The following is a 16,589-nucleotide window of genomic DNA, read 5'->3' as shown; positions in this document are numbered from 1 at the left end:
GGGCATGGTTGCAAAGGTGATCGGAACTCCGCTGAGTCCGACCGCGGTGAAGGTGTTGCTGCTCGGCTCGGGCGAACTCGGCAAGGAGGTCACGATCGCGCTGCAGCGGTTCGGCGTCGAAGTGATCGCCGTTGATCGCTACGCCGACGCCCCGGCGCACCAGGTGGCGCACCACGCCGAGGTGATCGACATGATGGATCCGGACCAAGTGCGCGCGGTGATCGACAAACATCGCCCGCACTACGTGCTCCCGGAGATCGAGGCCATCGCAACCGAAGCCCTGGAGCGAGTGGAAGCCGAGTCGATCGCCGAAGTGATCCCGAGCGCGAAGGCCGTCTCCGCAACTCTCAATCGCGAGCGCATCCGGCGGCTGGCCGACGAAGAACTCGGCCTGCCGACGTCCCCGTACCTTTTCGCGGGATCGCTCGAGGAGATGCGCGCGGCGGCCGGGAGCATCGGATTCCCGTGTGTGGTGAAGCCGGTGATGTCGTCGTCGGGCAAGGGGCAGTCGGTCCTTCGCGGCCCCGAGGACGTCGACGCGGCGTGGGAGGCGGCCCGGACCGGAGCCCGAGTCAACAACGACCGCGTGATCGTCGAGGGGTTCGTCGAATTCGACTACGAGATCACCCTTCTCACGGTCCGCGCCGTCGACCCGGCCACCGGGCGACTGGCCACGTACTTCTGCGATCCGATCGGCCACCGCCAGGTGGACGGAGACTACGTCGAGAGTTGGCAGCCGCAGCCGATGAGCCCGGCCGCCTACGACATAGCGCGTTCGATCGCGGCCCGGATCGCGACCGCGATGGGCGACGGGGTCGCCACCGGCAGGGGAGTGTTCGGCGTCGAACTCTTCATCAAAGGCGACGAGGTCTACTTCTCGGAGGTGAGCCCGCGCCCGCACGACACCGGTCTGGTCACCATGGCCACGCAGCGCCTGTCGGAGTTCGAACTCCACGCTCGAGCCGTCCTCGGAATGCCGGTGAACACGATCGCCCGTGCGCCCGGCGCCTCGGCGGTGATTTACGGCGAGCACGAGGACACGGCCATCGGATTCGCAGGCGTCGCCGACGCCCTCGCCGATCCCGACGTGGATCTGCGCCTGTTCGGTAAGCCCGAGAGCTACGCGCGCCGGCGGATGGGGGTGGCGGTGGCGACCGCACCCACGATTGAGATCGCGCGCGAGAAGGCCACGCGCGCAGCGGGACTGGTGACGCCTCTGCGCGCGGACCACGACGCGGAGACGCCGACCGAGATCAAGCCGATTCCGCAGACCGCGCCGTCGCCGGCCGACGAGACCGATACCGAGGCGATGGAGGCGGGAACTCAGGCGATCCGGGTTCCGGAGCGCCCGATTCGGCGCGAGGCGCCCCCGATGCCCCGACCTCCGATGCCTCAGGGACCTCCGCAGCGTCCTGGACCGATGGCGCAGCCGGGACCGCGCGGACCGGTGGGGCCCGGTGGCCAGCGACCGGCCGGACCCCCGCCCCCTCGACCCGGGCGGATCCCGCCGGGTATGAGCTGATCCGCCGGCACCGACGATCCGCTACACCGAGGACTTGCGTGCCGCCTGCACGATCATGAAGACGAGGAACGGTCCGCCGACCGCCGCGGTGACCACGCCCACCGGCAGACCGTCGGGCAGGACCGTGCGGCACACGATGTCGGCGGCCAGGACGATGCACGCCCCGACCACGCCCGAGAACACCGGCGTGGGTTGAGAACTGCGGGCCAGGCGGACGGCGATCTGCGGCGCGGCCAGGCCCACGAAGGCGATGGGCCCGGCCGCCGACACCGCGAGCGACGCGACCACCACGGCGGTGAGCAGCGTTCCGTAGGTGACGACGCCGAGACGTACGCCGAGCGCACGGGCCACGTCGGGCCCGAGGCCGCTGACGGCGAGCGTGCGCGCGATGATCGCGGTCCAGATGATTCCGATGGCCGCGGCCACCGCCACCGGCGGCACCGAACTCCAGCCGGTATTCGCCAGCGAGCCGATGATCCACGTCTGCGCGCTCGCGGCGTCGTGCAGGTCCGCACGTGACATCAGGTATCCGACCGCGGCCTGCATCATCCAGGTCATTCCGACACCGATGAGGATGAGGCGCAGTGTGCTGGTGACCACCTGGCCCTTGGTCCAGGCCAGCACGTACATCAGCGCCGCGGTCGCGAGGCCGCCGATCAGCGCCGCCAGCGGCACGCCGAGGTTCGCGAAGAAGCCGCCGAATCCGGTGCTCGCCGAGGTCAGGGCAAGTACGGCACCGGCACTCGCGCCGGTGGTGATGCCCAGCATGTCCGGGACGGCGAGCGGGTTGCGGGTGATCACCTGTGTGAGGCAACCGGCGAGACCGAGGCCGAAGCCGGCCAGCGCCGCCACGAGCACACGCGGCAGCATGTCGTCGAAGATGACGATGTTCTCGGCGACGCGGCCGCCGCCGAGCAGGATGCGCGCCACGTCGACGGGCGTGGTGAACCCCACCGACAGCCCGATCAGGAAGAGGACCAGCGCGAGCAGGGCGCCGGCGAGGGAGCAGGCCGCGAGTCTGCGGCGGACGACCCATCGGGCGCTGCCGACGCCGATGGTGATGGGCGGGCGAACGGTGGCGGTCATACGGTCGGGAGCCTCCTGCGTCGGACCATGATCATGAGCATCGGCCCGCCGATCAACGCCAGCACCACGCTCACCTGTGCCTCGCCCGGCCGGGCGATGACCCGGCCGATGACATCGCAGACCAGGATCAGAAGTGCGCCGGCGAGTGCCGAGTAGGGGACGATCCAGCGGTAGTCGGGCCCGGTGAACGCGCGAGCGATATGGGGAACGATCAGCCCGAGGAACACGATCGGCCCGCACGCGGCGGTCGCGGCCCCGGCGAGGAGCGCGATGCCGATGATGCCGGTGACCCGGATGAGACCGACGCGACCGCCCAATGCCGTCGCCATGTCGTCGCCGAGGCTCATCAGGTTGAGGAACCATCCGCCCGCGAAGGCGAGAACCAGTCCCACCACGATGAAGGGCAGCGTGGTCCACAGCACGTCGGCGCCGCGGCCCGAGACGGCTCCGACGTTCCAGAACCGCCAGGTGTCGAGGGTGGCGCCGTCCGAGAGGACGAGTGCGGAGGACACCGCCGTGAGACACGCGCTGAGCCCGGCTCCGGCCAGCACGAGTGTCAGCGGCGACGATCCGGTGACCGTCGACAGCCCGAACACCGCCGCCGCGGCGACGAACGCGCCCGCCAGCGCCAGGACGGTGTTGGCCAGAGGGCCGGAGGTACCGAAGACGAAAACCCCGGTGACCACCGCGCAGGCAGCGCCCGCGTTGATCCCGAGCAGACCGGGGTCGGCGAGCGGATTGCGCGTATGCCCTTGCGCGAGTGCGCCGGCCGCGCCGATCGCCAGTCCCACCACGAGACCGAGCACCGTGCGGATCAGCCTGCTGTGGACCAAAACTCCGAGCCCGTCGGGACTGCTCGATCCGTGCAGCAGTGCGTTCAGGACCTCACCCGGCGGCACGTCGCGTGTGCCGATCGCGATCGATGCGACGAACGCGATGCCTATGGCGACCACCAGAACGACGGCCCCGATCACCTTTTTCACAAAGGCATACCTTACCTAAGTCATGGCGCCGAACCCGGCCCGGGGCAGGTCTGCCGATGGTTTCAATCCTGTGCGTCTCCTGAACGATTGGGTAACAAAGGTCTGTGCGAGCCCCGATACACGAGTAAGGGTGGGACCAGTCGACCTACCGACCGACGACACGAAAGGCTCTTGACATGAAGAAGTCCCTGACACGGATGGCGGCGGCGGTAGCTGCCGCCGGCGCGATCGGCGCGGGTTCTCTGGCTGCGGTTCCGCAGGCGCACGCCGGCACCCCCGGCGACCTCCAGATCATCGGCGGGATCTCCTGCACCTTCAAACTGTGGGGTCCGAATTGGTCCGACGGTCCCGTCTGGCAGATGCATCGCTGGATGGGCGTCACGAACATCGGCGGCTCGACCATGACCGGTGTGACGGTGACCGAGTTCGGCGGTGCCAGCAAGTGGGTTCCGCAGACGAAGGACAAGGACGGCAAGATCACCAACAAGCTCGGTGAGCTGAAGCCGGGCAAGACCTTCGTCGCCTTCGACACCACATGGAAGGGCTGCTGGCCCGCGTCGATCTCCGGCTACACCATCGGGCAGCAAGTCGAGAACCCGATGAACAACGTCGGGTTCTGGCAGAACGTGCGTCGAGCGCAGCCGAAGGACAAGTCCACCACCGTCGGCAACGGCTCGTAGAGACCGGCGACGGCGGTGAACTGACGTCGCAGACGCGAAGGGAGGGCGACCGGGATCGGTCGCCCTCCCTTCGGTTTTCGGGTGTGGTGGGTGACGGTGGTTTCGACTCGCTGCGCTCGCTCAACCAGCCTGGGGGGTTGCGCTCGCTCAACCAGCCTGGGGGGTTGCGCTCGCTCAACCAGCCTGGGGGTTGCGCTCGCTCAACCAGCCTGGGGCTGGGCAGCGCGGCCGTCAGCCCCGGTTCACCTTGTGGGGTTCGGAGGCGGCGAGCATGTCCTCGCGCTCGACCACCTTGACGCGGTCGCGGCCCTGCGCTTCGCCGAGCTTGCGCTCGTGCTCGTCGAGCCGGTACCAGCCGTCCCAGGTGGTGAACGGGATTCCGCGCGATTCGAGCAGATCCACGACGGAGGCCTCGGAGGCGTCCTCGACCTCGTTGAGGACCCCGTTGCGCATGTCCTCGAGGATGCACTCGACGGTCTCGTTCGCGTCGCCCTTGGTGTGGCCGATGAGGCCGACCGGACCGCGCTTGATCCAGCCGGTGGTGTACAGGCCGGTGAGGTGCTTGCCGTCGTCGAAGATCCGGCCGGCCTCGTTGGGGATCACGCCCGCCTGGTCGTCGAACGGGATCTCCGGCAGATTGTCCGACAGATAGCCGACCGCCCGGTAGACGGCGGTGACGTCCCAATCGCGGGTCTTGCCGGTGCCCTTGACGTTGCCGGTTCCGTCGAGCTCGGTGCGCTCGGTGCGGAGTCCGACCACCTTGCCGTCCTCGCCGAGGATCTCCGTCGGGTTCTCGAAGAAGTGCAGGAAGAGCTTGTGGATCGCACCCTGCTTGGGCTCGCGGATCGCGTAGTTCTCGATGATCGTCGCGACCTGGTCGGTGATCTTGCTGGAGCGGCGCGCGACGGCGGATCCCTCGTCGTACTCGATGTCCTCGGGATCGACGATGACCTCGATGTTCGGCGAGTGGTCGAGTTCCTTGAGCTCCAGCGGAGTGAACTTGGCCTGGGCGGGGCCGCGGCGTCCGAAGACGTGCACCTCCACCGCCTTGTTGGCCTTGAGCCCCTGGTAGACGTTGTCCGGGATCTCGGTCGGGAGCAGCTCGTCGCCCGTCTTGGCAAGAACGCGGGCCACGTCGAGGGCCACGTTCCCGACACCGATCACGGCGACCTTCTCCTCCTCCAGCGGCCATTCGCGGGAGAAGTCCGGGTGGCCGTCGTACCAGGCCACGAACTCGCCGGCGCCGTAGCTGCGCTCGAGGTCGACGCCCGGGATCTGCAGAGCGCGGTCGTCGGTGGCGCCCGTGGAGAAGACGACGGCGTCGTAGTGCTTGCGCAGGTCGGCGAGGGTGATGTCGGTGCCGTAGTCGATGTTGCCGAGCAGGCGGACCTGGGGCTTGTCGAGCACCTTGTGCAGAGCGGTGATGATGCCCTTGATGCGCGGGTGATCGGGTGCGACGCCGTACCGGATGAGACCGAACGGGGCGGGCATGCGCTCGTAGAGATCGATGCTCACGCCGCGCTCGGACGCGGTGTCGGACTTCATCAGTGCATCGGCGCAGTAGATGCCGGCCGGCCCGGCACCGACGATCGCGACCCGCAACGGGCGGCTGTTGTCACTCATTTCCAGGTGCTTCCTCAGCTGGTTGGACAGGGATACCTCTACGTTATGTCTTGTGAGGTCGCCGCCAAAATTTCGATGTGAGGTATACCTCAGTCGAAGATCGGGTGCCGAAAACTATTGACGAATCGCGCCCGGTGAAGGTGGCCCGTCGCCGGACGGCACGGTTGAAAGTCCCTGGACATGGGCCGATACACTCGGCTGTCATGAACGAAGACCAGCCGGCGTCTCACGACCTCCCGGAGGACGACCAGCCGCGGTCGTGGAAAGCGGCGCTCCCGATGATTCTGGCCGGTGCGCTCGTGGTGGTGCTGCTGGCGTGGGTCCTGATCGCCGCCCTGGTGAATCCGCCGGAGGAACGGCTCAGCGACTCCGCTCAGGTGCAGCACACGGTCAACGACATGTACAGCGCGATGGGCACGCTCAACTACGACCAGTACGTCGGCTCGTTCTGTCAGGCCGATGTGGACGCCGCCGACTTCCCGAAGTCGGTCCAGTTCGCGGAGCAGAACCGCGCCGAGAACGAGGCCAAGGGCAAGATCGTCGTGCCGAACATGGACGTGGAAGTCACCGGCGACAGCGCCACCGTGAAAGCCCATTGGAACCGCGAGAACACCGCGGACGACGAGCAGACGACCTCGCTGCGGCTGATCCGGGAGAACGGTGAGTGGAAGGTGTGCAACCGATGACTTACAGCGGCGACGTGACGTGTGAGCAGGCATGGCAGCGGCTCGCGGAGAATCCGAAGGCAGTCCTCATCGACTGCCGCACGCAAGCGGAATGGAACTTCGTCGGAGTGCCGGACACCGAATCGCTCGGCAAGCGCACGCTGTTCGTCGAGTGGATCGACTACCCGAACGGTGCGCCCAATCCGCGCTTCGTCGACCAACTGCGCGAGGCCGGCGTGGAGCCGGACGACGAACTGCTGTTCCTGTGCCGCTCGGGCCATCGGTCCATCGGTGCCGCGGAGGCCGCGGTCGCCGCCGGATTCGGGCAGGCGTACAACATTCTCGACGGGTTCGAAGGCCCGATCGACGCCGACGGGCACCGTGGCGGGGCCGGTTGGCGCGCCGCGTCGCTGCCCTGGCGACAGTCATGAAGGAGTCTGTGAAATGAGCCGAGAGCTGCCCGACTGGGTTTCTCCAGAGACCGTCGCCGTGCGCGGTGGGATCCTTCGCTCCGGCTTCTTCGAGACCTCCGAAGCGCTCTACCTCAACAGCGGATACGTCTACGAGTCGGCCGAGGCGGCCGAACGCGCCTTCACCGGCGAAGAACAGCGTTTCGTCTACACCCGCTACGGGAATCCGACCGTCGCGATGTTCCAGGAGCGGCTCCGCCAGATCGAGGGGACGCAGGCCTGCTTCGCCACGGCGAGCGGCATGGCCGCGGTCTTCGTGGCACTGGGTGCGCTGCTGAAGAAGGGCAGCCGCCTCGTCGCGGCGCGCAGCCTCTTCGGTTCCTGCTTCGTGATCTGCAACGAGATCCTCCCGTCCTGGGGCGTCGAGACGGTCTTCGTCGACGGAGAAGACCTCGACCAGTGGGAGCGGGCCCTCGCCGAGCCGACGGACGCGGTGTTCTTCGAGACGCCGTCGAATCCGATGCAGACGCTGGTCGATGTCCGCAAGGTGTCGGAGATGGCGCACGCGGCCGGCGCGACGGTGGTGCTCGACAACGTATTCGCGACCCCGCTGCTGCAACGCGGTCTGGACATGGGCGCCGACGTCATCGTGTATTCGGGGACCAAGCACATCGACGGCCAGGGCCGGGTGATGGGCGGTGCGGTGCTCGGCACGCAGGAGTTCATCGACGGCCCGGTGCGGGAACTGATGCGTCACACCGGTCCGGCTCTCAGTCCGTTCAACGCGTGGGTGATGCTCAAGGGCCTCGAGACGATGAAGCTGCGGCTCGACCAGTCGGTCGCCACCGCGCTGCGAGTCGCCGAATTCCTCGACGCCGATCCCCGGGTGGCCAAGGCGATCTATCCCTTCCTGTCGTCGCACCCGCAGTACGAGCTGGCGCGCTCGCAGATGTCCGGCGGGGGAACGGTCATCACGTTCGAACTCGCCGACCGGCCGGGTCTTTCCGGCAAGGAGCGGGCCTTCGAAGTGCTCAACGGACTGCAGATCATCGACATCTCCAACAACCTCGGTGACGCCAAGAGCCTCATCACGCATCCGGCCACCACCACCCACCGGGCGATGGGGCCCGACGGCCGTGCGGCGATCGGTCTCACCGACTCGATGGTCCGGCTGTCGGTGGGTCTGGAGAGCGCGGACGATCTGCTGCGCGATCTGGACGCGGCGCTGGGCTGAGCTCAGGCGTCGGCACGCACCGGGCGGTCCGCGTCGGCCAGTGCACTGAGCACCGTCTGGAACTTCGCCGTGGTCTCGGCCACCTCGGCGTCGGGGTCGGAGCCGGCGACGATGCCGCCTCCGGCCCAGGCGCTGACCTTCGTGCGTGACGAGTCGAGCTCGAGACACCGGATCGAGACCACCCATTCCCCGTCGCCGGCGGCGTCGCACCAGCCGACGGTTCCGGCGTAGAACTCCCGCGGTCCTTCGACCTCCTCGATGATCCGCGCCGCGGCTTCGGTCGGTGTCCCGCAGACGGCGGGTGTGGGGGAGAGCAGCGCCGCCAGTTCCAGCGCCGTGATCGTCGGATCGGCCAGCTCTCCGGTGATCGGCGTCGCCAGATGCCAGACGTGGTTGGTGGAGATGGTCTGCGGCCGGTCGGGGATGGCGATACGGCTGCACAGCGGTTGGAGCAGGTCGCGCAGATAGTCGACGACGTACGCGTGCTCGCGCAAGTCCTTCGCCGAACGGCTGAGTTCCTCGGCGGCGTTCGGAACGGGACGGCCTGCGGCGTCGAACTTCGGGGCCGATCCCGCATAGGGAACGCATTGGAGGATGGAACCGCGTTTGCGGAGCAGGAGTTCCGGACTCGCGCCGATCAGCCAGTTGCCGTCGTGTCCCGGCGCCGCGCTCAGATCGGCGGCGAACACCGTCGACCCGCCGGCAGTGGCCGTGAATCGGCCGATCAGTTCGACCGGCTCGACGGCCCGGGTGAGCGACGCGTCCAGACTGCGAGCCACGACCACCTTCTCGGCGGCGCCCGACGCGATGGCGTCGAGTGCGCGGACGACTCGCTCGCGGTGCACCGAGTCCGGGGTCACCGAGACCTCCGCGACCACCGAGCCGTCGACCGTGGCGGGAGTGGCTGCGGGGGAGAAGTCGACCCGTTCGGGGGCGATCAGTGATGCGGGACCGCCGGTGTCGAAGCCGAGGGCGCCGCCGACGAAGTCGACGGTGCCGGCGGCGAGGGCCTCTCGCGCCTGCGCCACGGAGCCGAACGCGGCGCGCACTCCGAATCCGCGGGCGTTGAGATCGGTGTTCGACAGCAGAAACGACAGACCGGCAGGCACCTGGCCAGGTTACCCGCGAGAGGCTAGACGGACTTCGTCGCTGTGATGCGCTTCTCCCTGATCAACCGCTTGAGGAGGTCGCGGCCCGCGGATCCGGCGGAGACGGGGTCGGCGCCCGCGTCGGCACCCGACATGTTGACGCAGGTGCGACCGTCGACGCTCGAGGTCGCGTACAGCCACTGCTCGGTGTGGCCGTTCGCGGAGTCGTCACGGCTCTTGGTCTTCCACTCGCCGACGGAGGCGGTTCCGGAGCAACTGTCGGCGAACACCACCACCGTGTGTACCGGGGTCCCCGAGCCGGATTCGCCGAGCGAGGTGAGGTCGTCGGACATCTGCGACAGCACCCGGTCGTCGTCGGCGGCCCGCAGCACCACGACGGGCGCGCCGTCGTTGGTGTCGGTGACGGCGGTCCAGCCGGCGGGCACCCGGACCTCCACGGACGTCCCGCCCTTGAGCGCGAACGTCCGCGTGGTCTCCGGCGCCGCACCGGTGTCGCGGTCGGAGTCCCAGGGGGCGAGGATCAGCAGCGTCGTCAGTCCGGCGACCACCAGTGCGGTCACCGCCACGATGCCGAAGAACATCGGCTTCGGACCCTTCACCGGCGGCTGCTGCGGCCACGGGCCGGGCGGGAAGGGGTTCGGTGCGTACGGCGGCTGCGCGGGTCCGTACCGGTGGGGCGGCCCGTACGGCGACGGCTGTGGCGGTTGTGTCAGGGGCGGTTGTGGCAGGGGCCGGCCGGGAGCGCCGCTCGGATACTGCGGGTCGGACGGATGAACCACGGGAGGCCTTTCTGAACAGGGATGTTGAAACCACGCTAACTGCGGATCCGCCGGTGATTACACCCGCCGTGGTTTTAATGCTTTCCGCGAATGACGCGTACCGGCATCCTTGACGGCGGGTCACGAGAACCGGTGCGAAGCCCTGGCTGGCCGGTCGGCAACCCTCCACCGCGGTGGGGTGCTCCAGGTGACGACCCGGCCGGCGTCGACCGACGTCCGGCAAGTGCGGAGATCTACTGGAGTCGTGTCATGACCGCAATCCTCGACCGGGCCGTGTGCCCGGCACCCATTCGTCCCCTCGCGCCGGTGGTCGGTGCCGACACCACGGTGCCGACCACCGCAGGGGGCGAGACCGTCTACGCGAACCTCGACTACGCGGCATCGGCCCCGGCTCTCGTGTCTGTCGCGGAACGGCTCTCCGGCGCGTTGACCGAGTATGCGAGCGTGCATCGGGGCGCGGGCCATCTCTCTCAGGTCACGACAGCGCGATACGAGCAGGCTCGGGAGACCGTCCGGCGGTTCGTCGGCGGTCGAAGCGACGACACGGTGGTGTTCACGCGCAACACCACCGACGCCGTCAATCTCGCCGCGCACGTCACCCCCGGCGACGTGGTGGTGCTCGACATCGAGCACCACGCCAACCTGCTGCCCTGGACCCGGACCGGCCGTGCTCGCGTGGTGCCGGCGGCCCGCACCGTCGAAGAGACGGTGGGGCGGCTCGAAGCAGAACTCGCTGCCGCGCCCGCCGCGTTGCTCGCGATCACCGGTGCGTCGAATGTGACCGGCGAGGTGCTGCCGATCGGACGGCTGGCCGCGGCGGCGCATCGGCACGGCGCGCGCATTCTGGTGGACGCCGCGCAACTGGTCCCGCACCGCGCCGTCTCGATCGCGTCCTGGGGCATCGACTACCTCGTCTTCTCCGGCCACAAGCTGTACGCGCCGTTCGGTGCGGGCGTGCTGGTGGGCCGCGGCGACTGGCTCGATGCGGCGGAACCGTACCTGGCCGGCGGCGGCGCCACCGCCGACGTCGACCTCGACGGCGGAGTCGCGTGGCACACCGGTGCCGCTCGTCACGAAGCCGGATCTCCCAACACGCTGGGGGTGGTGGCGCTCGCAGCGGCGGCGCAGGCCCTGCAGGACATCGGTTTCGAGGAGATCGGCTATCACGAGCACCGGTTGCAGCAGCGTCTCGACGAGGGGTTGGCGCTGCTGCCCGGCGTGCATCCGCTGCGGGTCTTCGACGATGCGGCCGACCGCGTCGGCATCGCCGGCTTCACCGTGGAGAACCATTCCCCGCGCAGTGTCGCCGAATATCTGTCGGTGACGCGGGGGATCGGCGTGCGCGACGGCAAGTTCTGCGCGCATCCGCTGCTGCGGAAGCTGGGCTACCCCGACGGTGCGGTCCGGGCCAGCTTCGGTCTCGGGACGTCGTCGGACGATGTCGATCGTCTGCTGGCCGCGCTGTCGGATCTGGTGCGGCGGTAGATTTCTCGTCCGCTTTCACAGCGGGCGCGGTGGGGTTCGCGGGCGCGGGACGTACGTCCATTTATGCCGAAATTTCTCAGTTGCGGCCGGGAGTCGGCACCTCTCATACTTGCAGAGCGCAATTAGTTGATTGCAGACTGCAACGAAGAGGGATGAGAGTGAAAGCGACGCCCGAACAGCTCGACGAGATGTTCGTCGCCCTCAGCCGATACACGCGGCTCAGGGATCGGGCGCTGCACACCGGAATCTGGAACGGACGCAATGGCTCACTCGAGACCGCCGCGTACCGAGCGCTCTTCGTCCTGCGGAACGGCCCGATGCGCTCGCGCGACCTCGCCGATCGGCTGGTGACAGACCCCTCGACCACCAGTCGGCACGTCGCGCAGTTGGTGAAGGAAGGATTCGTCCGGCGCGAGGCGCACCCCGAAGACGGGCGTGCGTCGCAGCTGGTCCTCACCTACGACGGCCGGGAGAAGGTCTGCGAGATCGCCGAGTCGAGACGACGACTCGTCGGCGAAACCGTGGAGGACTGGTCCGCGGAGGAGTTCGAGATATTCGTCCGCCTCCTCGGCCGGTTCGTCGACGCGGTCGAAACCCGAATCTTCCCCTGCACCACGAAAGCTGATTGATGAGTTCACCAACTGCCGCCGCCGACTTCCCCGGCCGGAACCTGACGCATCGCCAGGTCCTCACGATCATGAGCGGACTCATGATCGGCATGTTCCTCGCCGCGCTCGACCAGACGATCGTGTCGACGGCGATCCGCACCATCGCCGACGACCTGCACGGATACGACCTGCAGGCGTGGGTCACCACCGCTTACCTGGTGACCTCGACGATCGTGACGCCGCTCTACGGCAAGCTGTCGGACATCTACGGACGCAAGCAGTTCTTCCTGCTCGCGATCACGATCTTCATCATCGGGTCGCTCCTGTGCAGCATGTCGACGTCGATGTACGAGCTGGCCGGCTTCCGTGCGCTCCAGGGTCTCGGCGCGGGCGGTCTGTTCACACTGGCGATCACCACGATCGCCGATATCGTCGCACCGCTGGAACGCGCCAAGTACCAGGGTTACTTCCTGGCGGTCTTCGGCACGTCCAGCGTGCTCGGCCCGGTGCTCGGCGGTTTCCTCGCCGGCGCGAACTCGATCCTGGGCGTCTCCGGTTGGCGCTGGGTGTTCCTGGTGAACGTGCCGATCGGCCTCATCGCACTGGTGGTGGTCTACAAGGTGCTGAACTACCCGCAGCAGAAGCTGACCGGACACCGCACCGACTACTGGGGCGCTACCGCTGTCGCGGTGGCCGTCGCGCCGCTGCTGATCGTCGCCGAACAGGGCCGTGACTGGGGCTGGACGTCGCTGAACAGCGTCATCTGTTACCTGATCGGCGCCGCGGGTATCGCCGCGTTCATTGTGATCGAGAACAAGATGGGCGACGAGGCGATCATCCCGCTCCGCGTCTTCAAGAACCGGGTCTTCGCACAGGGCATCCTCGTCTCCCTCATCGTCGGTGCGGTCATGTTCGGCGGTATCTCGATGCTGCCCCAGTACTTCCAGGTGCTCCGTGGCTCGAGCCCGATGGTCGCCGGTCTGCAGATGCTGCCGATGGTGGCCGGCATGATGATCGGTTCCATCATGGCCGGCCAGCTGATCTCGCGTACCGGGCGATACAAGGTGTTTCCGATCATCGGCTCCATCCTGATCACGACGATGTCGTTCCTGCTGCACTTCGTCGACACGCAGACCCAGCTGTACCTCGTGATGCTGGCGGCAGCCGGACTCGGTTTCGGCCTCGGCAACCTGATGCAGCCGCTCATGCTGGCGATGCAGAGCATCCTGCCGGTCCGCGACACCGGTATGGCGACCGGCACCGCGACCTTCTTCCGGCAGATCGGCGGCACGCTCGGCGTCGCGGTCTTCTTCTCGCTGCTGTTCTCGACGATGGGCCCCAACATCGCCGATCAGCTCAAAGACGCGTCGGGCACTCCTGAGTTCACCGCGGCCGTCCAGCAGGCGGCTACCAGCCATGATCCGCAGGTGGCGGCCTTCGGTCACTCGTTGATCACCGCGGCGGAGGACCCCGGTGCCGGCGGCGGCGCCGGGGCGACGATGAAGGACACCTCCGTCATCGAGAAGCTCCCGAAGGAGTTGTCGGAGCCGATCAAGCGCGGCTTCGCGGACTCGATGGACAAGGTGTTCCTGTCGGTCTCGATCCTGTCGATCCTGTCGATCATCGGCACGGTGACGTGGTCGGAGGTCTCGCTCCGCCGTCCGCCGTCGCCCGAGAGCAAGAGCGACGACCCGAAGCCGGTCGCGGCCGACTGACCGGAGCGAGTCGCTGCGTGTTGCTGGGTCTCGATGCGCGTGCTCGCTGCGCTCGCTCGCTTACTCGATGAGCCTGGGGCTGGGTGGCTGTTCGCGGGCTTGTTGAGCGAGTGTTCTCAGGCTTGTTGAGCGAGCGCAGCGAGTCGAAACGGTGCTTTGTCTCGATGCGCGTGCTCGCTGCGCTCGCTCGCTTACTCGATGAGCCTGGGGGCTGGGTGGCTTTTCTCAGGCTTGTTGAGCGAGTGTTCTCACCAGGTTTGTTGAGCGAGCGGAGCGAGTCGAAACTGTGTGAGTTCTCGATGCGCGTGCTCGCTGCGCTCGCTGGCTTACTCGATGAGCCCGGGGGCTGGGTGGCTTTTCCCAGGCTTGTTGAGCGAGTGTTCTCACCAGGCTTGTTGAGCGAGCGCAGCGAGTCGAAACGGTGCTTTGTCTCGATGCGCGTGCTCGCTGCGCTCGCTCGCTTACTCGATGAGCCTGGGGGCTGGGTGGCTTTTCCCAGGCTTGTTGAGCGAGCGCAGCGAGTCGAAACGGTGTGGGGTCTCGATGCGCGTGCTCGCTGCGCTCGCTGGCTTACTCGATGAGCCTGGGGGCTGGGTGGCTTTTCCCAGGCTTGTTGAGCGAGCGCAGCGAGTCGAAACGGGGGACGAGCCGCAGACGGAAGAGGAGCAGGGCGCGGGTGCGCTCTGCTCCTCTTCGGTCTGTGCGGGGAGGGCTCAGCCCTGGTAGCGGTCGACAGCCGCCTGGGCCACCTTGGCCGCCTCGGCCTTGCCGACCCAGCCGCCGGGGGTCACTTCCTTGCCCGGCTCGAGATCCTTGTAGTGCTCGAAGAAGTGCGAGATGGCGTTGAGCTCGAACTCACTGACATCGTCGATGTCCTGGATGTGGTCCCAGCGCGGGTCGCCGGCCGGAACGGCGAGCAGCTTGTCGTCGCCGCCTGCCTCGTCGGTCATCGTGTACATGCCGACGATCCGCGCCTTCACGATGACACCCGGGAACACCGACTCCGTGAGCAGCACCATCGCGTCCAGCGGATCGCCGTCCTCGCCCAGGGTGTGGTCGATGTAGCCGTAGTCGGCCGGGTAGCCCATCGGCGTGTACAGGTAGCGGTCGAGGTAGACCTTGCCCGTCTCGTGATCGACCTCGTACTTGTTGCGGCCACCCTTGGGGATCTCGACGGTGACTTCGAACTCCATGCTGCCTCCTGGCGTTGCTGACGGACTGTCCGGAAATTGCTTCAACGGCTGTCAAGGATACTGTTAACACCGTCGAACGCAGACCGCAGACCGGAGGATACGTGGCCCAGCCGACAAGTCCCGCCGCCCGGCGGCCGCGCAGAGTGCTGCGCTGGATCCTGATCGTCGTGCTGGTGATGGTGCTGGTGGCAGGCGCGGGCGTCGGTTGGTGGCTCTACCAGAACCGGGCCGATCCGGTTCCTCCCGGAACCCCGGCTCGTCCGGCTGCGGCATCGCTGGACCCGGCCATCGTTCCGGTGTCGCCGAACGCGCCGGTCCCGACGGCCGCGGGGGTCGCGAAGCAACTGGCGAAGCCCTTGAAGGATCCGGCACTGGGCAAACTGACCGGGCAGGTGTCCGACCCGCTGACCGGAAAAGTGCTGTGGTCGCAGGGCGCCGACGAACCACGTGTGCCCGCCTCCAACGCCAAGATCCTCACCGCATCGGCCGTGCTGCTGGCCCTGCCGCACGATTCGCGCGTCAGCACCGAGGTGGTCTTCGGCGCGAACGGTGAAGCGATCCTGGTGGGAGCGGGCGATCCGACTCTGACGTCGACGCCCGCGGGCGAGCCGTCGTTCTACTCCTCGCCCGGCCGGATCTCCGATCTGGCCGAGCAGATCAAGCGGAGCGGCAGGCACGTCACGTCCATCGCCGTCGACACCTCGCTGTTCACCGGCCCGACGATGCAGAAGACCTGGGACCGTCGGGACATCGAGGGCGGCGACATCACGCCGATCGAGTCGCTGATGGTCGACGGCGGCCGACTAAAGCCGAACGACGAGTACTCGCCGCGCACCGATCAGCCGGCGCTCGCCGCCGGCCGCGCACTCGCCGAGGCGCTCGGACTCAACAGCCCGGTCGCCGAGACCACGGCCCCGTCGGGTGCGCCGGTGATCGCCTCGGTGAAGTCGGCACCGTTGACGGTCCGGGTCGGCGACATGATGCGGTACAGCGACAACGTCCTCGCCGAGTCGCTCGGCATCGAGCTGGCGGAGGCGACCGGCGGTGAGCCGAGCATCTCGGGCGGAGCGCAGGCGGTCTTGAAGACCCTCCGCACCAACGGTTTCGACGTGGGGGATGCGACGCTGGTGGATTCCTCGGGCCTCTCGTACTCCGATCGCGTGCCCGCGTCGCTGCTCGACGAACTGATGTCGGCGGCCGCCGGGAACGGTCGGCCGAAGCTGCGCTCGCTGCTCGACTCGCTGCCCGTCGCTCACGGCACCGGAACCCTGGCCGACCGGTTCTTCCCGGCGTCGACCGACGGGGCGGGATGGGTTCGCGGCAAGACCGGAACACTGACCGGCGTCAGTTCGTTGACCGGAACAGTGCAGACGGTCGACGGCAGAGTCCTGGCGTTCGCGATGATCTCCGGCGGGACCTCACCGGCCGACGCGCGTCCGGCCGTGGACGCGGTGGTCGGGGCGCTCCGCGACTGCGGCTGCCGCGGCTGACCGACCG

At 67.9% G+C, this 16,589-nt stretch carries 15 protein-coding genes and 1 riboswitch; of the genes, 9 read left to right on the top strand and 6 right to left on the bottom strand.

Annotation, left to right across the window (positions count from 1 at the left end; all coding sequences use genetic code 11):
- The first annotated feature begins 4 nt into the window (after window positions 1-4).
- The gene (purT, locus tag ACZ5QD_RS11900; protein WP_464366771.1) at window positions 5-1,522 is read left to right on the top strand and encodes a formate-dependent phosphoribosylglycinamide formyltransferase; all 1,518 of its coding nucleotides are present in this window, start codon (window positions 5-7) and stop codon (window positions 1,520-1,522) included.
- Window positions 1,523-1,543: 21 nt separating this feature from the next.
- Here the strand turns inward: purT and ACZ5QD_RS11895 are convergent, their stop codons facing one another.
- Window positions 1,544-2,608 (bottom strand): FecCD family ABC transporter permease, encoded by a 1,065-nt coding sequence (locus ACZ5QD_RS11895; protein ID WP_464366770.1) that lies wholly within the window; start codon window positions 2,606-2,608, stop codon window positions 1,544-1,546.
- Window positions 2,605-3,591 (bottom strand): FecCD family ABC transporter permease, encoded by a 987-nt coding sequence (locus ACZ5QD_RS11890; protein WP_006896150.1) that lies wholly within the window; start codon window positions 3,589-3,591, stop codon window positions 2,605-2,607. Before ACZ5QD_RS11890 ends, ACZ5QD_RS11895 begins: the two co-directional genes overlap by 4 nt.
- Window positions 3,592-3,767: 176 nt before the next feature.
- On the opposite strand from ACZ5QD_RS11890, the gene ACZ5QD_RS11885 reads away from it, so the two are divergent.
- Window positions 3,768-4,271 (top strand): hypothetical protein, encoded by a 504-nt coding sequence (locus tag ACZ5QD_RS11885; protein ID WP_006896151.1) that lies wholly within the window; start codon window positions 3,768-3,770, stop codon window positions 4,269-4,271.
- A 231-nt stretch (window positions 4,272-4,502) separates the two neighbouring features.
- Here ACZ5QD_RS11885 and ACZ5QD_RS11880 read toward each other — a convergent pair whose 3' ends face one another.
- A complete protein-coding gene (locus ACZ5QD_RS11880) occupies window positions 4,503-5,894 on the bottom strand; it encodes an FAD-dependent oxidoreductase (protein WP_006896152.1) in 1,392 nt (463 codons plus the stop codon).
- A 203-nt stretch (window positions 5,895-6,097) separates the two neighbouring features.
- On the opposite strand from ACZ5QD_RS11880, the gene ACZ5QD_RS11875 reads away from it, so the two are divergent.
- From ACZ5QD_RS11875 to ACZ5QD_RS11865, 3 genes are read left to right on the top strand one after another with little or no spacing between them, the layout of a single operon-like run.
- Window positions 6,098-6,580, top strand: coding sequence for an Rv0361 family membrane protein (locus ACZ5QD_RS11875; RefSeq protein ID WP_045538260.1), 483 nt, complete (start codon window positions 6,098-6,100; stop codon window positions 6,578-6,580).
- Window positions 6,577-6,990, top strand: coding sequence for a rhodanese-like domain-containing protein (locus ACZ5QD_RS11870; RefSeq protein ID WP_006896154.1), 414 nt, complete (start codon window positions 6,577-6,579; stop codon window positions 6,988-6,990). Before ACZ5QD_RS11875 ends, ACZ5QD_RS11870 begins: the two co-directional genes overlap by 4 nt.
- Before the next feature lie 13 nt (window positions 6,991-7,003).
- Complete coding sequence (locus ACZ5QD_RS11865; RefSeq protein ID WP_045538261.1) at window positions 7,004-8,203, top strand: O-succinylhomoserine sulfhydrylase; 1,200 nt, start codon at window positions 7,004-7,006, stop codon at window positions 8,201-8,203.
- A 2-nt stretch (window positions 8,204-8,205) separates the two neighbouring features.
- On the opposite strand, the gene ACZ5QD_RS11860 is transcribed toward ACZ5QD_RS11865, so the two are convergent.
- Together ACZ5QD_RS11860 and ACZ5QD_RS11855 are read right to left on the bottom strand one after the other, a co-directional pair.
- Window positions 8,206-9,312 carry an isochorismate synthase gene (locus ACZ5QD_RS11860; protein WP_006896156.1) on the bottom strand — a complete coding sequence of 369 codons (1,107 nt, stop codon included), beginning with the start codon at window positions 9,310-9,312 and terminating at the stop codon, window positions 8,206-8,208.
- 23 nt (window positions 9,313-9,335) lie between these two features.
- Window positions 9,336-9,911, bottom strand: a complete 576-nt coding sequence (locus ACZ5QD_RS11855; RefSeq protein WP_231650172.1) for a hypothetical protein — start codon at window positions 9,909-9,911, stop codon at window positions 9,336-9,338.
- A gap of 298 nt (window positions 9,912-10,209) precedes the next feature.
- Window positions 10,210-10,323, top strand: a riboswitch (SAM riboswitch).
- Window positions 10,324-10,340: 17 nt separating this feature from the next.
- Here ACZ5QD_RS11855 and ACZ5QD_RS11850 point away from each other — a divergent pair.
- From ACZ5QD_RS11850 to ACZ5QD_RS11840, 3 genes are all read left to right on the top strand, one after another.
- On the top strand, window positions 10,341-11,576 hold the full coding sequence (locus ACZ5QD_RS11850) for an aminotransferase class V-fold PLP-dependent enzyme (RefSeq protein WP_006896158.1): 1,236 nt from the start codon (window positions 10,341-10,343) through the stop codon (window positions 11,574-11,576).
- 152 nt (window positions 11,577-11,728) lie between these two features.
- Entirely contained in the window at window positions 11,729-12,205 is a 477-nt protein-coding gene (locus ACZ5QD_RS11845) for a MarR family winged helix-turn-helix transcriptional regulator (RefSeq protein ID WP_039867302.1), read from the top strand.
- Entirely contained in the window at window positions 12,205-13,899 is a 1,695-nt protein-coding gene (locus ACZ5QD_RS11840) for an MDR family MFS transporter (protein WP_006896161.1), read from the top strand. Before ACZ5QD_RS11845 ends, ACZ5QD_RS11840 begins: the two co-directional genes overlap by 1 nt.
- A gap of 713 nt (window positions 13,900-14,612) precedes the next feature.
- On the opposite strand, the gene ACZ5QD_RS11835 is transcribed toward ACZ5QD_RS11840, so the two are convergent.
- Window positions 14,613-15,092, bottom strand: a complete 480-nt coding sequence (locus ACZ5QD_RS11835) for an inorganic diphosphatase (RefSeq protein WP_006896164.1) — start codon at window positions 15,090-15,092, stop codon at window positions 14,613-14,615.
- 143 nt (window positions 15,093-15,235) lie between these two features.
- On the opposite strand from ACZ5QD_RS11835, the gene dacB reads away from it, so the two are divergent.
- On the top strand, window positions 15,236-16,582 hold the full coding sequence (gene dacB, locus ACZ5QD_RS11830; RefSeq protein WP_006896165.1) for a D-alanyl-D-alanine carboxypeptidase/D-alanyl-D-alanine endopeptidase: 1,347 nt from the start codon (window positions 15,236-15,238) through the stop codon (window positions 16,580-16,582).
- Window positions 16,583-16,589 lie beyond the last annotated feature (7 nt).

It is taken from the genome of Gordonia sp. J1A, assembly GCF_055393515.1.
This window is presented reverse-complemented; position numbering and strand designations above follow the sequence as displayed.